17 protein-coding genes are annotated in these 21,238 nt (G+C 53.6%); 10 read left to right on the top strand and 7 right to left on the bottom strand.

The annotated features are described in order from the left end of the window. The first annotated feature begins 170 nt into the window (after positions 1-170). Together V3C20_RS05795 and V3C20_RS05790 are read left to right on the top strand one after the other, a co-directional pair. A complete protein-coding gene (locus V3C20_RS05795) occupies positions 171-1,616 on the top strand; it encodes an SEL1-like repeat protein (RefSeq protein ID WP_130084218.1) in 1,446 nt (481 codons plus the stop codon). 564 nt (positions 1,617-2,180) lie between these two features. Further along, positions 2,181-2,681, top strand: coding sequence for a hypothetical protein (locus V3C20_RS05790; protein ID WP_130084217.1), 501 nt, complete (start codon positions 2,181-2,183; stop codon positions 2,679-2,681). 501 nt (positions 2,682-3,182) lie between these two features. Here the strand turns inward: V3C20_RS05790 and V3C20_RS05785 are convergent. Then, positions 3,183-3,746: a cob(I)yrinic acid a,c-diamide adenosyltransferase gene (locus V3C20_RS05785; protein WP_161981375.1), complete on the bottom strand. Its 564-nt coding sequence runs from the start codon at positions 3,744-3,746 to the stop codon at positions 3,183-3,185. A gap of 171 nt (positions 3,747-3,917) precedes the next feature. Between V3C20_RS05785 and V3C20_RS05780 the strand changes: the two genes are divergently transcribed. Both V3C20_RS05780 and V3C20_RS05775 read left to right on the top strand, forming a co-directional pair. Then, positions 3,918-4,649 (top strand): hypothetical protein, encoded by a 732-nt coding sequence (locus V3C20_RS05780; protein WP_130084215.1) that lies wholly within the window; start codon positions 3,918-3,920, stop codon positions 4,647-4,649. A gap of 80 nt (positions 4,650-4,729) precedes the next feature. Then, positions 4,730-5,962 carry an MFS transporter gene (locus tag V3C20_RS05775; RefSeq protein WP_130084214.1) on the top strand — a complete coding sequence of 411 codons (1,233 nt, stop codon included), beginning with the start codon at positions 4,730-4,732 and terminating at the stop codon, positions 5,960-5,962. Between the two features lie 19 nt (positions 5,963-5,981). Here V3C20_RS05775 and V3C20_RS05770 read toward each other — a convergent pair whose 3' ends face one another. Further along, on the bottom strand, positions 5,982-6,899 hold the full coding sequence (locus V3C20_RS05770) for a LysR family transcriptional regulator (RefSeq protein ID WP_130084213.1): 918 nt from the start codon (positions 6,897-6,899) through the stop codon (positions 5,982-5,984). Between the two features lie 138 nt (positions 6,900-7,037). Between V3C20_RS05770 and V3C20_RS05765 the strand changes: the two genes are divergently transcribed. After that, entirely contained in the window at positions 7,038-8,156 is a 1,119-nt protein-coding gene (locus V3C20_RS05765) for an RtcB family protein (protein WP_130084212.1), read from the top strand. A gap of 69 nt (positions 8,157-8,225) precedes the next feature. Here V3C20_RS05765 and V3C20_RS05760 read toward each other — a convergent pair whose 3' ends face one another. After that, positions 8,226-10,484: a M60 family metallopeptidase gene (locus tag V3C20_RS05760; RefSeq protein WP_161981374.1), complete on the bottom strand. Its 2,259-nt coding sequence runs from the start codon at positions 10,482-10,484 to the stop codon at positions 8,226-8,228. Between the two features lie 114 nt (positions 10,485-10,598). Here V3C20_RS05760 and V3C20_RS05755 point away from each other — a divergent pair, with 114 nt between their 5' ends. Continuing rightward, the gene (locus V3C20_RS05755) at positions 10,599-11,174 is read left to right on the top strand and encodes a hypothetical protein (RefSeq protein WP_130084210.1); all 576 of its coding nucleotides are present in this window, start codon (positions 10,599-10,601) and stop codon (positions 11,172-11,174) included. A gap of 61 nt (positions 11,175-11,235) precedes the next feature. Beyond that, positions 11,236-12,348 carry a peptide-methionine (R)-S-oxide reductase MsrB gene (gene msrB / locus V3C20_RS05750; protein ID WP_130084209.1) on the top strand — a complete coding sequence of 371 codons (1,113 nt, stop codon included), beginning with the start codon at positions 11,236-11,238 and terminating at the stop codon, positions 12,346-12,348. Positions 12,349-13,247: 899 nt separating this feature from the next. Here msrB and V3C20_RS05745 read toward each other — a convergent pair. The 3 genes from V3C20_RS05745 to V3C20_RS05735 all read right to left on the bottom strand — a co-directional run bounded on the left by V3C20_RS05745 (position 13,248) and on the right by V3C20_RS05735 (position 14,866). Next, entirely contained in the window at positions 13,248-13,808 is a 561-nt protein-coding gene (locus V3C20_RS05745) for a L,D-transpeptidase (protein ID WP_202975671.1), read from the bottom strand. A 46-nt stretch (positions 13,809-13,854) separates the two neighbouring features. Next, positions 13,855-14,385 (bottom strand): L,D-transpeptidase, encoded by a 531-nt coding sequence (locus tag V3C20_RS05740; RefSeq protein WP_202975670.1) that lies wholly within the window; start codon positions 14,383-14,385, stop codon positions 13,855-13,857. Positions 14,386-14,527: 142 nt separating this feature from the next. Continuing rightward, positions 14,528-14,866, bottom strand: coding sequence for a DUF2752 domain-containing protein (locus V3C20_RS05735; protein WP_130084208.1), 339 nt, complete (start codon positions 14,864-14,866; stop codon positions 14,528-14,530). Positions 14,867-15,445: 579 nt separating this feature from the next. Between V3C20_RS05735 and acnA the strand changes: the two genes are divergently transcribed. From acnA to V3C20_RS05720, 3 genes are all read left to right on the top strand, one after another. After that, a complete protein-coding gene (gene acnA / locus V3C20_RS05730; protein ID WP_130084207.1) occupies positions 15,446-18,199 on the top strand; it encodes an aconitate hydratase AcnA in 2,754 nt (917 codons plus the stop codon). Between the two features lie 190 nt (positions 18,200-18,389). Continuing rightward, the gene (locus V3C20_RS05725; RefSeq protein ID WP_130084206.1) at positions 18,390-19,055 is read left to right on the top strand and encodes an N-acetylmuramoyl-L-alanine amidase; all 666 of its coding nucleotides are present in this window, start codon (positions 18,390-18,392) and stop codon (positions 19,053-19,055) included. A gap of 94 nt (positions 19,056-19,149) precedes the next feature. Continuing rightward, positions 19,150-20,013, top strand: coding sequence for an aldo/keto reductase (locus tag V3C20_RS05720; protein ID WP_130084205.1), 864 nt, complete (start codon positions 19,150-19,152; stop codon positions 20,011-20,013). 21 nt (positions 20,014-20,034) lie between these two features. On the opposite strand, the gene V3C20_RS05715 is transcribed toward V3C20_RS05720, so the two are convergent. Next, positions 20,035-21,189 carry a hypothetical protein gene (locus V3C20_RS05715; protein ID WP_130084204.1) on the bottom strand — a complete coding sequence of 385 codons (1,155 nt, stop codon included), beginning with the start codon at positions 21,187-21,189 and terminating at the stop codon, positions 20,035-20,037. Between the last annotated feature and the right edge of the window lie 49 nt (positions 21,190-21,238).

The raw sequence follows: 21,238 nt of genomic DNA, 5'->3' as shown, positions 1-21,238 counted from the left end.
TCAAAATTCAATGAATACACATGGTTGAATATATATCTTTCTCTAATTAATATTAATCGTTACTATAACGGAATTCCATTTTTAATTCTCAATATTACCATAATTGAATTATTTTAATTAAAATATATATAAAAAACAATCACTATCAGTGATTTCACTTTGAACAATAAATGATTAAATACATATTTTATCTCATCTGTTTCTTCATATGCCCCGTAGGGACTGCAGCAGTTCATACTGAATTCGTACCACAAATTCGGCAAGAAAAGAATTCACTGGCTTTTCAGCTTGTCGTTGACGATTTCAGTAATTGGAAAACCGATTTCTTCAGCGTTTCCGAAAAAGAAAATGATGCTTGCCGCCTGATAAAAGACGAACATATTCCCGTTGTTGAAGTGGTCAAAAAACTCCAGTCCCTGGAAGAAACAGGAGACAACTGTGCGGCCCGAGCATTAGCGGGTATGTATTTACAAGGAGAAAAACTCCCATACGCCCGGCTTGATGCCCTTAAAATTCTGAAAAAGGCGGCAGGCCGGGGAGACAAGGTATCCAAACGGATAATCGGTCAAATGCTGCTTGATTTTCAGTACACGGATTTTTCCCCGGTAAATGCATTTTCCTTTTTAAAGGAAGCAAAAGAAGGGGGAGATCCGGAAGCGGCTGTTCTTTTCACGACCGCCTGCATTTTAGAGGACCTCGAAGAAGGGAAAGAATCTGCGGAAGAAATTCAAGAATTGAAAGAACTCTCGGAAAAAGGTTCTCCACTGGCCCAGATGTATCTTCTTCTCACCCGGAAGACACTCCTGAAGCAAGCAGGAAAAGATACAGGAAAGATTGATGAAGCCATAATCCAATTAGCTTTACCATCCCCTCGCCTGACTTACATTGCAGCCTTGAACCAGACAGGGGAGCGGCAAAAAGAATGTATGGAAAAGCTTGTCAAAGCCAATCATCCTCTTGGAATCATTCTAAAGGCAAAAACCTATATGGCAGACGGAGACTGGAGCATAGCTGCCTTCATGTTGTCCAAGCCGCCCATCAATAAAATGCCGGAAGCCCAACATCAATTGGGAGCGTATCTGTTTCTCAGCTTCATGAACCAATCCGATCCGGACCTCAAGGAACATTTGAGAGAGAAATTCATCTCTTCCTTACGGTCCGCGGCCGACCAGCATCACCGAAAAGCGGAGTACAAGCTTGCTTCCTTTTTAATGCTTGCAGGACCATCTCTCATCGAAAATTATTCTACCCAGGAAAAAATGCGAATGGTTGACGTTTTAAAACGGGAAGCGCTGAGTGGGGATGCTGTGGCCATGAATAATTATGGTTATCATTGTCTGACAGGTTTTTATTCAAGGAAGAACCTGAAGGAAGCTGAAAAATGGCTGTTGAAAGCAGTTCAGGAAAACTATGTTCCTGCTTTAACTAATCTGGCCCTGCTTCACGCCGGAGAATTCAATGATGGAACCGAGGGAGACGCTCCCATCAATTATAAAAAATCAATAGAATTTTTGGAAAAAGCAAAAGAAATGGGAGATACCGATGCACAACGGCACATTGATTATCTCAAGGAAATCTCTTCCAAACATCAAAAAACCAAATCAGAAAACCTGTAAAGCAGAATATTGAACTATGGAATCAAGGCCATAGTCTTGCAGTTTCTTAGCTCTTTTTTCTTTTCCTGATCTGCGCCCATTCCAACAGATTTATTTTCCGGCCGAGTGGCACGGCCGTTTTCCATGCCGTCATCCTTTGAATGTAATATCTCAGTAAAAAGCGCAAAGCATGCTTCTATACCTGGTCTCTACGATTTTCCCTTCTTTTATACCTTGTAGACAAGTCAATTGCAAAAAAGAATAGACTGTGTTGATAAAAAATAAAAAGATATGGAAACAAGCGGATTCTCCAGGAGAACATAGGGCCATCAACCGCTTCTTAAAAAATCCTTCTGGCTGTAAATTTGAGGATCATTCATTTATGGGAAAATAGACGTAAGGAAAGATTATTACTGATCCTGTGCCTTTTCCTTCATGTCCAGCGCCTTAAAACACGTCAGATCCAGATATACAAAGGATTTTGACGACGGCCGCCGTGCAGTATATGATCCTGGAAAAAATCAAAAATACCGGGAGGATGTTGCAGTAACCCTCAAATGAAATCCTCCAAACGACAAATTAAATATGAAAACAATAAAAAATATTTTCAAATGGATTGCGGGCATTATTATTATAATGGGTGTCATGTGTATCGCCATGCCGTTTGCTTTCATGTATCCCTTTTTATACATAAAATATACTTTAAGCCCCGAGATGACTCCTGGGATGATGGATGAAATCATCAAGGAAAATCCTAAAGATATATACGATATAGAACAACGATTAGGTAAGAACAGAGTTCCTCCCAAGCAGGATGATTCCGCCTTTCAGTCCTATATAGGACGGCTGGAGCGAGACACAGCCAGATACATAACGGAGGGGAAATTAAATTCCCTGCACATCAATTGGTACCACGGAAATAAAGAGGCCGATGAAGTAAAATATATAGTTGAGTATGAGGCAAGGACAGCATGGGAACGCACCAAGGCCAATGCGGGAAATCTCTCAGATAAAACGACTTATTATTTCCTGCTCGACCGAAATCTCTACATACTTGGATGGATGAAAGAAAAATTAGAGAAATAGAAATATGTGGCGATAATTCATTTTTCATAAACTACTTACTCATGTATGGCCCCATCATTTCATCCATAGATTTCACGCCTGATACTATCCTTCATCCATGTGTGTACAATCTCTGTTTCCGTTCCTGAGCCAGTGGAAGGGTATGCTACGGCTTCTACAATAGAATTGGTCCAATACTTCTTTTGTATAAGCAAAAAGATTTTAAAAAAATTGAGATTGCGGAAAACTCTTTCAGTTGGGGATATGTCGAACCCAGCAACTTCTTCAAACAACCTCAAACTATACATAAAGAAGATTAACTACACACTCTTTTCCATTGATCTGTCGCCTTAACCGATTAAAGAGGAAACGCGTTAATTAATGGTTCATGCCATCTGATTACCCCGTGTAAAAATGTATAATCCTCTCATTCCCTGGAATGAGAGGATTATTCCAATACAAGGCCGTTCCAAAACGGAACAGGGCTTCACAGTCTCCCGGAGGGGCGGCAGTGAAGAGGCATTATCCCTGATCCCCTGTCTTTTCTTTCGCGTCCAGAGCTTCAAAACGGGCCAGAACCCAGCAGAGGTCGGACAGGCGGTTCAGGAACAGGGCGGTGTTTATATTGCTTAAGGCGTTGTCCAGTCTCAATGCCACCACCCGGCGTTCCGCGCGGCGGCAGACGGAACGGGCCAGATCCAGATAGGCGGATCCCAGAGATCCTTCCTTGCCGGGGCGCGCCCAGCCTTTGAAACGGATGTCGCATTCCTTTTCCAGTATGTGGGCCTGTTCCTCCAGCCATGCTACGTCCTCCGCCGTAATACGGGCATAACCCTTGGCATCGTACTTCGGCAAATCCTCCTCCAGCGTGGCAAGTTCCCCCATGGCGCCCACCAGACGGGCCTGAACGCCGTCCAGCACAACCACCGTACGCGGATTTACTCCGGAATGCCGCACGACGCCTATCAGGGAATTCAATTCATCCACGGTTCCATATGCTTCTATGCGCGGCGCCGTTTTGGGGCTGCGCCTGCCGAACATCAGATCCGTTTCGCCATCGTCTCCACGCTTGGTTATCACGCTCATATCCCGTACCCTATCATGCCATTCCCAGCCTGCACGCAAAAAAGAAGGCATGATTCCGCAGGAAAAGCACTCATACAACGCTTCATAAATAACAAGTTGCCTTCCTGCTCACCTACCTTGACTTTCCGGGCGTGGAGATATTAAACTGAAACCATTAATCCTATTTTCGCCATGATTCAACTTCCCTCCTGCGTGCTTTCATTTCTCTTTATCCTGCCATTCTTTGAATGCATTCACGACAAGCCTTATTCATTAACCAGCGATGTGGTCGTGAACGCCTCCGAGCTGCCGGGCCCCATCCCGGTATGGAAGACTCTTCCTGCGGACTCCGGCAGGCTCCTGATCATCAACCTGGATCATCCGGAACTTCCTTGGAAGCACGTTTCCAGAAGCATTCAAGAAGTCTACGACTTTTCCCTCTGCATGGACATCCGCCTGCGCCGGGGAAATGCCTCCGCATCCGCTTTCCCGAACTACTTTGAACAAGACCTTCCTGTCGTCGTCAGCCCTAAACCCATGCAGGAAATAGAAAATTCAAACCATCTGGTCATGGAAATCCCCGTCTCTGACAACTCCGCCCCTGCCAGCAACTCCAGCCAAAAAACATTTTCCTACCCCTTCACGGAATCCATCCGGTCGCGCGACCCGGCCAGAGGAATCTACCAGCTCACCTGGTGGCGCATTCAAAAAGAAACGGATGCGGCCGCCCGGGAAAATGACCTCACGGCTTTTGCTGCGGCGGCGAATGCCGATATCCGGCAACGCAGGGCATTCATGTTCCATGTTGACGATGATATCCCCTGCGGAGAGGTGTTCCGCTATCTCCATGCCATCAAAGAGCCGTCCTCCCTGGTCGGAGTAGGTTTCAACCGGCCCGAAGCTTCTTCAGGCAAAGAACCGTGATTTCTCTCCTTTTTCATCTCACCCTCCAGCATGACACGTCCATTATTTGAAACTTTTGGAGATGGCTGTACAACCCCTGCATGAACCGGACGAGAGATGAATTGGCGGCGGCAGCCATTCCATCGGTCAAAGTCCCTCTCTGGACCCGGGACTATATGCTGGCCTGTTGCGCCAACCTCATGATGGGACTGGCCTTCTTCGAGCTGGTTCCCGTTCTTCCGCTGTACCTGACGGGCCAGCTTCAGGTTTCCTCCGGCTGGCTGGGCTGGATCATGTCCATTTACGTGCTGGCGGCCATCCTGTCCCGCCCCTGGTTCGCACACCGGGTGGATTCCGGAGACCGCAAAAAGATTTATGTTACGGTTTACATCCTGCTGGCCCTGTCCTTTTCCGGATACGCCGTTGCCGCCACGGCCCTGATGTTTTTTGCGACGCGCTTTATCCAGGGGCTGATCTGGGGCGGCATGACAACGTCCGGCCCGACGATGGCGGTGGATATCATTCCACCGTCCCGCCGCGGTGAAGGTTTGGGCTTTTTCGGGATGACGATGACGCTGGGCATGTGCCTGGGTCCCGTGATCGGCCTCCAGGTGTACCAGCAGTACGGCTTTTACGTGATTACGTGGAGCTCCCTGGTACTGTGCCTGGCCGGAGCGGGCATTGCCTCGCTTATCCGCGCCCCCAAACGTCCCGTTCAGGAACCCGTGCAGGAAACACCTAAAAAGGTGCTGGACCGGCTCGTGCTGCGTGTGGGCATTCCTCTGGCGGTCAACGTCATGATCGCTTCCTTTTCCTATGGCGTAGTGGCCGTTTACTCCGCCTTGTACGGCAAAATGTACGGCTTCAAGTACGCGGGCCTGTTTTACGCTTTGATGGGAATCGGCATGCTGGTCTCGCGGTTCATGGTGGGCAGGCAGATCGACCGCGGCCGCGTGGCGGAGCTTTCCGTCATTTCCCTGGGCATTCTGACGGCCAGTTTCGCCGCTCTGGCCCTCTTCCCGCTGGAATGGGTGTATTACACCTCCGCCATTCTGATCGGCTTCGGATTCGGCATCTTCATTCCCACCTTCCAGACCATGAAGCTGAACATGGCGGACCGCGGCCACCGGGGGGCCGTCAATTCCACCTTCTTCACAGCGTTCGACATCGGCGTAGGAACGGGCATGTTCTGCGGAGGCAAGATTTACGCGTACCTGAACCTGAACTGGGCCTTCGGCATAGGCGCGTTGCTGAACCTGCTGGCCATTGTCTATTTCTACCGCATATCACTGGACCATTACCGGAAAAACAAGCTGGGCGTGGACTCCGACTGAAGCGCCCGGACACCCTCGGTCAGACCTGTCTCGAAACGGCAAAGGCCTCGATCACTTTTCCGGCGGAAGGCCGTACGCGCAGCAGCCGCGGATTCCAGGCCAGGGAAATGCTGCGGGCCAGGCCCTCCAGCGCGGGATGGGTGATCTTGAGAAAACCCTTTCCCAATTCCCCCTCCGCCATGCAGGGCAGAATTGCCATGAAGGCGCCGCTTTTCAACATGCGAGCCGCAAAGGGGAACGACTGTGTTTCACACTGCACCCGCAGGTCTATTCCATATTCCATGCAGCTCCGTTGCAGGGAGGCATAAAACCCTGAACCGCCGGCCAATGTTGCCAGAGGCAACGTTTCCATCAGACGGGGAAAATCCGCGGACGTCCCGCTTGCCCCCTTCCCTGCCAGCGCCTCAGGAACATACAGCGCATAGTCCATGGACCGGATCACCCGGCTTTCCAGTCCTTCCGCCGCCAGCGCGCTGGTGCGGACAATGCCGAAGTCCACATCCATATTCTGGAGCCTGAGAGGAACGTCGCTGTTGCGCAGGTTTTGCAGGGCAAACAGCCAGGGCAATCCGCGCTTCTGCATCTCCGCCAGCACGGGCGCCGCAATCCACGCGTGAAGGCTGTCGCCGGCCCCGATCGTGAAGCGGTACGGCATGTTCCGGCTGCGGCTCTTAAAATCGTCCAGCAGGCACAGGCTCTCATGGGCGCGCCTTACCAGCTCCCACCCGGAGCGGGTGAGCACCAGCACCTTTCCGCGGCGGCGCGTCAATTCTACGCCGAAAAACTCCTCCAGCTCCTTGATCTGCCGGGAATACAGACTCTGCCGTGCACTGTCGCCGCGGGCAGCTGCGGCAATGCTGCCCGCCCGGGCAACTTCAATCAGGGTCTTCAATCGGTCCAGGGATAATCCGCGTTCGGAAAAAAGATGCTCAAACATGACTATATAGTCATACTACATGCATCTTCCTATAATGCAAGAGTCAGAAAATACGTTATGGTCACGAAGTCACAGGACACCGCCGCCCGCACTTCATGCACGCCATCGCGGCGCCCTTCAACCATAGAAATGAGACATATGATCACCATCAACGGAAAATACACGGAAGCCCGGGTGTTCACGGATGAACTGGAAGACCTGGCACGCACCCAGATCAAGGACGTTTGCCACCACCCCGCCTTTGAAGGAAGCCGGGTGCGCATCATGCCGGACGTCCACGCCGGGGCCGGCTGCGTGATCGGATTCACCGCGGAATTGAAAACGGACAAGGTGATTCCCAACCTGATCGGCGTGGACATCGGCTGCGGCGTACTCACGGCGCGTCTGAACGCTCTTCCGGATTTTGCCGAGTTTGACGCCCGTCTGCGCGAACGCGTACCGTCCGGCATGCACGCCCGTTCTTCAGTCCACCAGGCCCTGCTGGACGATCCTGAACTGGATGAAGAGATCGCCCGCATCTGCGTGGACGTTCTGAGGACGGACAAGGACAGGCACCGCCGTTCCATAGGTTCCCTGGGCGGCGGCAACCACTTCATTGAAATAGCACAGGGAGACCGGGACACCTACCTGTGCATCCACTCCGGATCCCGCAACTTCGGATTGAAAATAGCGGAATACTACCAGAAGCTGGCCACCGCCACATGCCCGAACGAATACCTGGTCCAGCGCAAGAAAGGGCTCTGCTACCTGGAGGGGGAAAACACGCTGAATTACATGCGGGACATGAAAGTAGCCCAGCGCTTTGCCGCACTGAACCGCCGCGTGATGCTGCACGAACTGATGGACAATGCAGAAGGACTGGAAAGCTTCGACACCGTCCACAACTACATCGCGGAAGACAACATCATCCGCAAGGGCGCTGTCCAGGCCTCCGCGGGCTGCAAGCTCATCGTGCCCCTGAACATGCGGGACGGCTCAGTCATCTGCATCGGCAAGGGGAATGAGGAATACAACAACTCGTCCCCGCACGGGGCAGGCCGTAAAATGTCCAGAAAGAAAGCCAAAAGCAGCATTTCCCTGGAAGAGTTCGAGGCCTCCATGCAGGGCATCTTCTCCACCTGCGTCTCCCGCGCCACGCTGGATGAAGCGCCCATGGCTTACAAGGACGGAAACAGCGTGCTGGACAACATCCATGAAACGGCGGAAATCGTGGAACGCATCCGCCCCGTGTACAACTTCAAGTCGCCTGAATGGTAGACGCCCCGCCGCCCGCCCCTCCCGGAAACGTCCTGTTCCGGGAGGGGTCCGGGGACTTCCGAACGACGTTTAGGATTTACCGGCCTGGTAAATTAGCTTGTAGGGTTCCGAGGCCTGGATCGGAATGGCATATACCCTGGAGGTATCATTCCATTCCACTGAAGAAACATCAAATTGCTGGCGATCGTAATACCCCACCACCTTGCCGTTGGTCGTCACGCAGAAAGCCGCGGCATTTTCCCCGTTCCTGACCACGATCATGCTGCCTTTCCTGGTGGCGGAAACGGAAGAACTGAGCCGGGCGTTTTCCTTGTACTTGGTCCAATAGCCATTGAGCTCGGAACCGTGCAGGTTCTTTCCCCATAAATTCACCGTCTTCCCGTGCTGGTGCAGGAAAGCGATGCGGAACTTCGGCTTGGGATACCTCTTGGCGGCAATGCGCGCCTTGGAGGCGCGGGCCATTTCCTCCGTCATCTTAAAACTGTACTCCCCATACTGGTTCCCTTTATAGTCGATGGGAACAAACCAGTTGAAGATCTCGAAATCCTCCGTGAAGTCCGTTTTGGAGACATTGCAAACGCGTTCATACCACGCCAAATGGGCTTCAGAAACCTCATACTGCTGTTTGGCAAGAGGCTTGCGCCGCAATGACTCGAACAGGACGGGATAAAATTCCGGATTGATCCCCAGCTTGTGGAAGTACAGGTAGAAGGAATATTGGGCAAAGCCCCATTTCGCCCATCCATTGATATCGTGAAAGGGCTTTCCCTTCACGACGTCCTCCAGCAGGTACTTGCAGGGATTCTCCATATCCGTGGCCCGTTCGTTGCCATTGATCCGGTTGGCCACCTGGTCCAGAATCAGTTGCGCGAAGAAATTGTTGGAGCTTTCCGACATACTGCGCCAATTGAACGGATGCTGGTAGCAGTGACCGATTTCATGGCCTATCCCCCAGAGGCGGTTTCCCTGAAGCACGCCGGGCGCTATCACTTCATTCTTCATCGTGTTGCCGTTATCACCGATGCTGTAGCCGCAATAATACCAGGTGGCGAACATGTGGACGCCGTTGCCCACGGAGACGCCAAGCTGACGGTTATTGTGCGGCTGGGGATATTTGTCAAAGCCCATGATCTTCCACATGGCCTTGACGCTTTCATCCCATGTCTGGACGGACTTCGTAATGGAATCCGGACTGTAGGCCCTGAGGTATTCCGTATGAAGAATCATCATGGAATAACGCCCCACGATGTCAAACATGCTGTGGGGAGCCTTGCCGATCATCCGTTTCCAGTCCTTGTCCGTATGCCTGGTGACATCAAAATACCCGTTCACCGTTCCGCTGCCTACGGGAATATGGACGGTTATGGGTCGCTTGGGCTTGCTGATATCTGTATGGTACATCACATACAGCAGCCCTGAACGGGAAATTTTGATCTTGTTGATTCCTTTGTCAAGAGGATAGGCGGAGGATTCTATTCCCGCCGGGGAAACGGAAGCCAGGGCAATGTCTTCCCCATGCGTGGGCCCGACGAACACCAGAATTTCATCCCCTTCCTGCGCTACGATCCCGGTAGGATTGTCAAATTTATTCAATGCGTTGATGTTTCTTACTTTCGCAGCAAATTCGGGATGGCTGTAAGCCCTGTAGGAAGCGATGCGGAATTCCTTGTCCTCATATCGTCCGGATTTCAGCTTTCGCGCCACTATCTGGAGAAACTCCGGCAATGCCTTGAGATCCGCCAGCGTGCACTTGGGATTCAGGGAGGAACAGGACGTGTCTTTGAATACTTTCAGCACTTGCCGGTTGAGGCCGGATTCAGGTTTCTGGTAAAAACCTACTTCCCGCACAGTGAATGAAGGAGACGTCCCTTCCGGATAATCCACCTCCATCCTGATTTTCTGCACCTTCTGGAGCGGTGTCTTGAATTTGACGATCCTGGAACCGCCCAGATTGAACTTGCCGAGCTTCCGCCAGGAGGATCCCGTCATGACAGAAAGGGACACTTCGTTGAAATTGGCTCCGGAGAAAGACACGTAATGAAGGGTGGACGGTTCAGCAAGCTCAAACTCTCCCTCCACGTGCCTCGCACCGGGCGCATGCCAGTTGGCGGACTCCAGGGAACCGTCTATCGCCTGGTTCACGGAATGGCCGGAAGAATAGGGGGACTGGGGGGAGGAAGCCTTGTTCACCTTCAACGCAATGTCCGCGGGGACATCCAGGGCAGGATAATCTTCAGCCGGGGAAATCCCTGAAAAGAATACTGCCAGAACGGCAAGCAGAACCGTCAGCCGGCCTGCGGAAACAATGGATAGGAGTTGAACATTCATTGGACTGCCCCATTTTACACGTTTTTCATCTCTTTCTTTCACCAAAAAACAACAACAGCAAAAAGACCACATGTCCATTCTTCTTCTCCCATCTTCACCTCTCCCTATTTCCGGATGGACAATACGCATCCCTCCATGCCATGCTGTGAAGCCGTCCTCCACCGGAACGCAGACTGCATGCAGGTAAAAAACACATTCGGCAAATGGTGTGCCATTCTGGCTGTTCCCATATTCCTTCTGGGCACGGCGGTATTCTCCTTCCTGTGGAATATCCCGTTCGACAAGCTTTCCGCCCTCCGTTCCGGGGAATCTCCCCCTGCAATCCTTTTCCGGGACGGACCGTCCCCTTCCCCCTGTCCGGCGGATTCATCCCTCCTCCCCTGCATTCTGCCGGTAGTGAATCATTATGTGGGCGGCATCAACAACTGCGGCCATGTTGATTTCACTTCATATGCCCCCGCAGAAGCGGAAATACGGCTGGATCACCTGATCATCGGAATGAATGCCGACAAGGTAATTTTCAATTTCCGGACCAAATACGGCTTTTATCTCCAAACAAGCCGGAAACCCACCGCGCGCGACCGGGCCATTTACGAATGGTTAAAAAACCTGCCGCGCACCAGGAGCACCCCCGGGCGGAAATCTTCCGCTGACATTCGCGGCGAACACAACAGCGACAGCATTGTCTAACTTCATAGCCTTCCACAAAATATCCGGACACATTCCGGAAGGCAAACGCAGCAATATGGTTATGAAACGTATCTACCACGGTCCGTGGCCCCTGGCTGGCTTGGCATTCGCCATCCTGGCGGCCGTGGCCATGCTTTCCCTGCTTTCCTGCGGAGAAAACGGCCATGCGGACAACAGCAAACATCATATGGACAACAAGAATTTGAAGACAATTTACCTGGCGGGCGGTTGCTTCTGGGGGGTGGAAAAATATCTTTCCCTGATTCCCGGAGTTAAAAAAACGGAAGCCGGCTACGCCAACGGCTCCACCGCCAATCCTACGTATGAGGAAGTATGCAATAAGGGAACAGGCCACGCGGAAACGGTTAAAGTGGTATACGATCCGGACGAAGTCAGCCTGCCCTTCCTGCTGGAACAATACTATGCCGTCATTGATCCCGTCTCCGTCAACCGACAGGGAAACGACTCAGGAGTACAGTACCGCACGGGTATTTACTACACGGATGAAAAAGACAAGCCTGTCATAGAAATGTCCTTGAAACGCCTCCAGCAGCACTTTAAGCAGCCCCTGGCCATTGAAATCCAGCCCCTCAAACAGTTCTCCAGGGCGGAAGAATACCATCAGGACTACCTGAACAAAAACCCCGGCGGCTACTGCCACATTCCGGCCTTCCGCTTCCGGGAAGCCAGCCAGGCCAAAGAGGCCAAACCCGTTTATCAAAAGAAATCGGATGAAGAACTGCGGAAGTCCCTGACTTCGGAACAATTTGCCGTCACCCGGAAAAACGCAACGGAACCCCCCTTCCGGAATGAATATTTCAACAATGACCGTCCCGGCATCTACGTGGACATAACTACAGGAGAGCCCTTGTTCCTTTCCACGGATAAATTTGATTCCGGCTGCGGATGGCCCAGCTTCAGCCGCCCTATCAAGGAAGGCTTGATTCAGGAAAAACAGGACTTTTCACACGGCATGAACCGCACGGAAGTTCGCAGCAGGACGGGGGATGCCCACCTGGGCCACGTGTTCCCGGACGGTCCCAAAGAACGCGGCGGCCTGCGCTACTGCATCAACAGCGCTTCATTGAAATTCATTCCGGAACAGGACATGGAAGCCCAGGGTTATGGAAGATACGTTCCCCTCCTGCAAAATAACTCCGGAAAAGATCAATAGAACGCGGGATAACAACCGCTGCATTCAGAACCATATTTCCGGCAGGGTTACGGAGAAGGTTCTATGGTTGCATGCCAGCCGGTACATTTGCCGCGCGTCGTGTCACCACTCCGAACAACAGTGCAGACAAAGTCGCCCACGGGACGGCTTCCACAAGCCGTATTTTTCTCCACAGAACAGCCAAAGCAGGCGGAATTGTTACAGAGTGAAAGCAGATGCCGTATTTCCATCACTCTAAATCTTAACAATCATTCTCATGCGCCAAAAACAACGGGTGCGTACATGATGGAAATCCATTCATGCCGCTGCCGGCCGAATTCGGGAACCGTTCAACCGGCAGTAAGGCATGGAGGAGGGTTTGGGTTGTTGGGAGCAATGCGACTTGCGGTACAAAACCGATTATCTTCATACGTTCCTATTTTGATAGCGGCAGCCGGGTCGATTTTGTGTAAAAAATCTTCTTTTATCTTTTTTTCATGCTCTCATATGTCATTCATTATATTAATGCAATAAATCTATTATGGAAATAATTAACAAATACCCTCCTGACTTCGGGGTTCCGCAATGAACAAATATCCCCTATTTCATAAGAAAACTTCAGCGAACGCAAGAAGGTTTCCAGACGGAAAACCTGCCCCTTCTTGCGGGAAGTCCCGGTCTTTTCCATCTTTCCCGGTTCCATTAGTATGCGCAGTTTTTCCGGACCTTTTTCTGAGAATAAGGAATACCGCAATAAATCATGGAGAGTGAGATTCCAGAAAAACGGCCAAATCAAGGCTTGTCAGTAAAACCAGCACCTCCGGCAGATCATTCAGTTCGTTCTCCTGTTCTAATGGGAGAACTCATTGCTTCCTCCTCATCAATAAAAAGCAGATGTCGTCTGCGGCCATTTTTTCCCGTTACGGCACAATCTTCACGGGAGTTCCGACCTTGACGGTTTTAAAAAGCGGCACACAGGAGGAACGCGTCATGCGGATGCAGCCGTGAGACTGGGGCGTCCGGAAGACGGGCCCCACATGCATCCCGATTCCGCCATCCGTCAGGCGCATGAAATAAGGCATGGAGGCATCATACAAGTTGGAAACATGGTGAACTTTCTTTTCCGTAATGTTAAAATGCCCAAGCGGCGTCTTGTGTGTAGAAGTCCCTACGCAAACGGGAAAATCCATGGCAACTTCATCGCCTACCATCAGCTGCCCCCTCTGGGCGCTCCGGCTTATCACCACACGTGTATTGCCGGATCTGGCCTTCTTCATGATATCCGGGTTCATCCATTCATCATGCACTTCCGTATAATCCACGCCGGCTACCACAACCCGCGTATTGGGATTGTAGGATGCCATGGGCATCGTCAGTGGAACTACTCTCAAATTCTCCTCCGGCGGTCCCGAACAGGAAACCATCGCCAGCATTCCCGCCAGGGCGCTTCCAATGATTACCGAGCTTTTCTTTGCATTCATAATATTCAACTCCCTTTTATGAGTTGGACATATCACAGACTTATTTTCAATGTTTCATGACGCATTCTGCCACAATCCTCACAGGCGTTCCAATGCGGATTTTATTAAATAGAGCTGCACAGGACTCCCGCGTCATGCGAATGCAACCGTGAGACTGAGGCGTCCGGAAAACGGGCCCCGCGTGCAGCCCGATTCCGTCCCTGGTGAGTCTCATAAAACACGGCATTGCCAAACCGTACAGGTCCGAATAATGGTCCTTGTCCTTCTCCAGTACGGTAAAAGTTCCTGCGGGGGTAGGATGATCCCGGTCCCCGGTGCAAACGGGAAAATCCATCACTACCTGTTCATTTGCGTACAGCCGTCCCCGCTGGCTTCCCAGATAAATAACTACATGGAGCACCCTGGCATCCACTGCTTTCAGCAAATGACGGTCAGACCATTGTTCCATGCTTTCCGGGTACCCTTTGCGGGCTACGAATTCCGTATGGGTTTCCAGATGCTCCCCCTCCATAGCAGCATGAACCGTGCCGGGGACCAACAGCAGAATCAGTAATGGCAAATAAGGCAGAAGTTTCATGGGAAGCCGCTTATGGCACTATCCCATTCCCCCGTAGAGAGGGCAAGTTCATTTTTCCGGCATGCAAGCTTCTTTTATCCTCTGCTCTCCATGACCGGACCGGAAAGCCCCGTTCTGCATTACCTCCCTGTTGCCAACACCGCTACAGGCACGGGAGATTGCGCACAACCGTAAACACCACAAGCACCCCTGCTCCTGCCAGCAATGTCCGGTTAAACACGCGCCTGTTCCGGATAAAAAAAAGGGTTCCCAGCCACACCAGGGTCGGAACCAGCAGGATATTGTACTTCAAGGAATCCGCGCAGTGCCCGTGCAAAAGGGCATGGAGAGCCCGGGTGGAACCGCAGCCATAACAAAGCCACCCCGTGGTTTTGTAAAAAGGGCACTCCGGCAGCCAGCTGGAGCGGGAGGGATCTCCCGTAAACACGAGCACGCCGCACGCCAAGGCAAGGAGCGCCCCATACAAGGCAAACAATTTCATGCGTTGGGGAAGCCTGCGAAATGCCCTTATTCCGCAAGCCTTAAATTCATCTGCACTTCCTGCCGTCTTACCAGCGGCCACGGAGCATGAAAGCTCCCACCATCATGAGTACGCTGATGATAATGGCAATGACACTCATGGTCCTTCCACTGGTGTTCTTCGGGTATTTGCTCATGCCGATAATACCAAGGACAAGACCTACGAGACTGCACAAGACAGAAAAGACAAGGGCGCAAATAGCAAGGGTGTTATTCGGCCTGACCGGCTGAGACATATGTTCCATATCCATTTCTTGAAAACATTGGTTAAGTACGGTTACGACATTAATCCTTTCCCCCATGTTCAACGCAATAACGTCTTGGTATGCCAGCAATTTGTCAGTCCTCCCCCCAGGCGGCTACCTTCCTCCGGCGGGAATCAGGCACGTTGCCGGTCTGGAAAAAAGGCATCTTCCCCTCCGTGAACAGGAAAATCCTTCTTTCGCCGCACAGAATCCTTGCCTTATTGTCTTTGACCTGTATAGTACCCGCGACTGCCAGCAGGGCAGCCGTCTGTTTATTGTTAACCGCTATTCAGCACATGACCCAGATCGCCAAAAGCACGTTCACCACGGGAGCCGGAACCCCGGGACAGTTTTATTCATTGCCCGCCCTGGCGGAAAGCGGCTACCCGCGCCTCAACCGCCTGCCCGTTTCCATCCGGATCGTGCTGGAATCCCTGCTCCGCAATTGCGACGGATTAAAAGTGACGGAAAAGGATGTGGACAATCTGGCCTCCTGGAACGCGAAAAATCCCGGTTCCTATGAAATCCCGTTCACCGTAGCCCGCATCGTTCTCCAGGACCTGACCGGCGTTCCCCTTCTGGTGGACCTGGCCGCCATGCGCTCCGCTGTGGCCGGACTTGGAAAAGACGCCTCCGTTATTGAACCGCTGGTGCCCGTGGACCTGGTCGTGGACCATTCCGTGCAGGTGGACTGGGCGGGCCGCACGGACGCTCTGGAAAAAAACCTGGACATTGAATTCCAGCGCAATGCGGAACGTTATGAATTTCTCAAATGGGGCCAGCAGGCTTTTCAGACCTTTTCCGTGGTTCCCCCCTCCGTGGGCATCGTCCACCAGGTGAACCTGGAATATCTGACGCCGGGCGTCATGGAAAAGGACGGCGTTTATTTCCCGGACACTCTCGTGGGTACGGACTCCCATACCACGATGATCAACGGTATCGGCGTGGTAGGCTGGGGCGTGGGCGGTATTGAGGCGGAAGCCGGCATGCTGGGCCAGCCCGTCACTTTTCTGGTGCCGGAAGTCGTGGGCGTTCACATGACTGGAAAGCTCCGGGAGGGAGTCACGGCCACAGACCTGGCCCTGCATGTTACCAAAATGCTGCGCCAGCACGGCGTGGTGGGCAAATTTGTGGAGTTCTTCGGAGAAGGCGCCGCGGCCCTGCCGCTGGCGGACCGCGCCACCGTGGCGAACATGGCCCCGGAATACGGCGCCACCATGGGCTTCTTCCCGATGGACGAACAATGCTCCGACTACCTGCGCCAGACCGGCAGAAGCGAGGAATCCATCGCCACATACGAAAACTATTTCAAGACACAGAACCTCTGGGGCATGCCCCGCAATGGAGAGCTGGACTACACGGACCAGCTGGAGCTGGATCTTTCCACGATCCAGCCCGCCGTTTCCGGCCCCAAACGTCCGCAGGACCACATCCGTCTGGACTCCATCAGGGACAGCTTCCGCAGCATGGTCAGCGCACCCATTACGGAAGGCGGTTACGGAAAAACGGAATCCCCCTCCGTAAAAGTGACCATGCACTCCCCCGCGGGCGTTCCCGTTCCGGTGGAAGGCTTCAGTCAGGAAGCCGAGCTGAAGGATGGCAGCATCCTCATTGCCGCCATCACCTCCTGCACCAATACCTCCAACCCCGGCCTGATGCTGGCCGCCGGGCTTTTGGCCCAAAAAGCCGTGAAACTGGGGCTTACGGTCCCCTCCCACGTAAAAACATCCATCGCTCCGGGTTCCCGCATCGCTTCCGACTACTTCGCCGCGAACGGACTCCAGGCCTCCCTGGACGCCCTCGGCTTTGAAACCGTCGGCTACGGCTGCACCACCTGCATCGGCAACTCCGGCCCCCTGAACCCGGAACTGGAACAGGCCGTGAAGGAAAACAACATCATCGGCGCCTCCGTGCTGTCCGGCAACCGCAACTTTGAGGCGCGCATCCATGCCTCCATCAAAACCAACTTCCTGATGTCGCCGCCTCTGGTCGTCGCTTTCGCGCTGGCGGGCCGCGTGGACATTGACTTCCAGAAGGAACCCCTGGGTACGGACAAAAACGGCAAGCCGGTATTCCTGAAGGACATCTGGCCCAGCTCCGCGGAAATTGCGGAAGCCGTCGCCAAATCCCGCAACCCGGAGGCCTACCGGGAGCTTTACACCATCACGCCGGACAAGAACCCGCGGTGGGCCGCCGTCCACGCCCCCTCCGGTTCCGTCTTCCAGTGGAATGAAAACTCCACCTACATCCAGAACCCGCCCTTCTTCTGCGGCTTCAACGGACAGACCCGCACGCTGGCGGACATTACAGACGCCCGGCCCCTGGGCATCTTTGGCGACTCCGTAACCACGGACCACATCTCCCCCGCCGGAGCCATCCGGGAAACGGGTCCCGCCGGTCTATACCTGCAATTCATGGGCGTCTCCCGGAACGACTTCAACTCCTTCGGCTCCCGCCGCGGCAACGACCGCGTCATGACCCGCGGCACCTTTGCCAACGTCCGCATCAAGAACCTGATGGTGGACGGAACGGAAGGCGGCTACACGCTGTACTTCGGGAACAGGGAAATCCCGGCCCCGGACAAGAACATCCCCGCCTCCGCGGGCTCCCCCGCCTTCATTTACGATGCCGCCATGGCCTATGCCCGTGATAACACCCCCCTGATCGTCATCGGCGGGGAAGACTACGGCATGGGCTCCTCCCGGGACTGGGCGGCCAAGGGAACGAACCTGCTGGGCGTGAAAGCCGTGGTAACCAAGAGCTTTGAACGCATCCACCGTTCCAATCTCATCGGCATGGGCGTACTGCCGCTCAACTTCGCCAACAAGGAGGATTACGACCGCATCGCTCCGTTGAAGGATGTCACTTTCTCCATTCTCGGCCTGAACAACGGCATTGCCCCGCGCCAGCAGGTCACCCTGCGCGTGCAGCCCGCAGACGCTCCGGCCTTTGACATTCCCGTAGTCGTCCGCATTGACACCCCCATTGAAAAGGAATACTACTTGGCCGGAGGCATCCTGCAATACGTGCTTACGCAAATCCTTAAATAACCATTCCATACCGGGAAATCCGGTACGGAATTCGTGCAGACAGTCCGTGCGCCTCTTCCCGGAAGCGCGGGCTGTGCACGCACGCATGGCCCTCCCCGTTTCAAGGCAGGCATGACACGGCAACTTAGTTTGAGTAAACTAATTCCAAATTCTGCTTGCAATCGCTCCGGCCTGTTTCTAGAACAGGCACATGGAATACAGATCTTTTTGGACGGGCCTTCTTGCCGTGTTTGCGGCCCTGACATTCGCCGGCTGTTCCCAGAACGACAAAATGAGGCCGCCTGCCATCTCCTTCAAACCGCAAAACGCCCCGGTCGTGCCGCGCTCCATGAACCAGATGAGCCGGGAAGTAGGTATCCGCGTATCTTACATGCCCAAAAGCACTTATGCCCGGAAGCGGGCTTCCTCCATGACCCCCCGCTTCATCACCATCCACAGCACGGCCAACCCCAAGGGGGACGCCAACGCCCATTCCCGCTATCTGAACAGCGGCAAATCCCGCAGTTTGAACTGGCACTTCACGGTCGACCAGTTCGGAGCCTACCAGCACATTCCCACGACGGAAACAGGCCATCACGCGGACCATTCCGGTCCGGGAGACAAATACTCCGTAGCCATTGAAATGTGCGAATGCACCACCCATAACCCCGCCATCATCTACAACAAGACGGCCAAGCTGACCGCCCTGCTCATGCAACGGTACGGAGTTCCCCTGCGCAACGTAGTCCCCCATAACTACTGGTCCGGAAAAAACTGCCCCGCCCCTCTGATGACCAACGGGCGTCCCGGTTATAAATGGAGCTGGTTCATCTCCCGCGTGGACTACTATTACCGCTGCCTCCAGGCCGGGAAGTAGCCTCTCCACCCGTTTGCGATGCGGCTCCTGCATGCCGCTTTCATGACAATAAGGCCTCTTTACGCGCCCCGGCAAAGGGTGCTTCATGGAAAGCATGAGCACCATCACTTCTCCCGGAGATACGCACCGTCTGAACAACGGGCTGCCGATGCCCGGCATCGGTTACGGAACGTACCTGTCCCCTGACGACGAGGCCGGGGTCCGCTGCATCCTGGACGCGCTGGAAGCGGGCTACCGCCTGATAGACACGGCCAGCCTGTACGGCAATGAAGACACGGTGGGCCGCGCCGTGCGTGAAAGCGCCCTGCCGCGGGAAGAAATATTCATCACCAGCAAAATCTGGAACACGGACCAGGGATACGACAGCACCCTGAGGGCATTTGACGCCTCCATGCAGCTTCTTCAAATGGACTACCTGGACTTGTACCTGATCCACTGGCCCGTGCCCGCCGGGCATGCGGACGACTACCGGCAGCTCAACCGGGAAACCTGGAAAGCCATGGAACAACTCTACCGGGACGGACGGATCAAGGCCATCGGCGTAAGCAACTTCCTCCCCCACCATCTGGAGGCCCTGATGGACCGGGCCGAGGTTATGCCCATGGTCAACCAGCTTGAAATCAATCCCCGGTACCACCAGACAGCCACGGCCGCCTTCTGCCGGGAAAACGGCATCCTCGTGGAATCATGGGGGCCTCTGGCCAGGGGAGGCGCGCTGGAGGAACCGATTCTGCGCCGCATCGCGGACAAGCACGGCAAATCCGTCGCCCAGATTTGCATCCGCTGGGTGCTGCAACGCGGCATCGTGCCTCTGCCCAAATCCGCGCACAAGAACAGAATCCGTGCCAATCTGGACGTTTTTGACTTTTCTCTGGACGGAGAGGACATGGCCCTCATTGAAACGCTGGACGCTCCCGGCAACTATTCCATCCATCCGGATTATTTTCCCGAGGAATAATCTTCCCGGAAAAACATCCTCTTATCCGTTCCTCTTCCTGGCGGACTCCACCAGACGCTGCCGTGCTTCCAATTTGGCCCGAAACGCCCTTTCCCGTTCCTTCTCCTTTTCAGCTATGACCTTCTTCTCTGACTCCCGGAGCTCCCCGTACCGCAACGGGTCCATTCCAGCCTCGTTCTCCGGCCCTTCATGGTGGTAAACGGGCAGCCCGTCCGCAGCCAGACCCACATGGTAATAATGCTCATCCTTTACCTTGGGGTCCCGGCTCTTCTTGTTCATGCGGGAAATCATCACGGCGTACCCCAGGCCCGGAGCGTTCATGAGCTTCTTTTCCGCATCAAACAGAACGGCCACCCGGGCATTGTCGTATTCCAGCTTCATGACGCCGCAGACCATTTTCCCCTCCGCATTCCATTGGAAAGACAGAATCTTCCGGGTCAGGAAATTGGGTTTGCATGTCTCGTAGCCGCCCTTGACGGAATTCTTTGCCATACTCAGGGAATAATCAGCATTGCTGAAAGTTTTTGATTCACGGGCGGCAATCTTCTCCCCCGCCGGCAGAAGAGAGGATACCGGACCGCGCATTTCCGTCCGCGCCTCAAGGAGGTGTTTTTCCGGCGCCAGCAACCCCTTTCCCGTATCGTAGCAGGCGTAAACTTCTCCATTCTCCAGAATCATATCGAAATTTTTCGGACCCCCTCCACTCGCAGGACGGACTTGCGGACGGTAATATTCCCGTATCAGGAAGGGATTCCCTCTGATGGAAGTAAGGGAAGTCGTGCAGGAAAAACCGTCCACCTTCCTCATTCCCGCTACGGTCTTGGTGGCGGCTTTCCGGGCGGCCCCGCTGAATCTCGGGGATATGTCCCTTTCCACCGGAATCCAGGTAACCTTTTCAAGCTCTTTCATGATATACGGCCAGAACGTTTCCGCCAGCTTGATATCCCGCCGGGCTGTTGTTCCCGTCAGGGAACGGACCAGCGCGGCATCCTCCTCATCCAGGCGGTTCAAGGGAATCTCCACACGCTTGCGGCCCACCTTGACCGCCACTTTGGTTCCTGTACAGGACTGAAAAGTTCCCTTCACCACGTCTCCTAACTTGGAGACCCATTCCCGTTCTCCCGGGAAAGGATAATCTTCCGCCAGGCTGCAGCATATGCCGCACCACGCCAACATAAGGATTAATGCATGTTTCATCACAGGGAAAACGGGTTGCAGTTCCAGA

The sequence above is a fragment of the Akkermansia sp. RCC_12PD genome (assembly GCF_036417355.1).
In the GTDB taxonomy this organism is placed as follows: Bacteria; Verrucomicrobiota; Verrucomicrobiia; order Verrucomicrobiales; family Akkermansiaceae; genus Akkermansia.
This window is presented reverse-complemented; position numbering and strand designations above follow the sequence as displayed.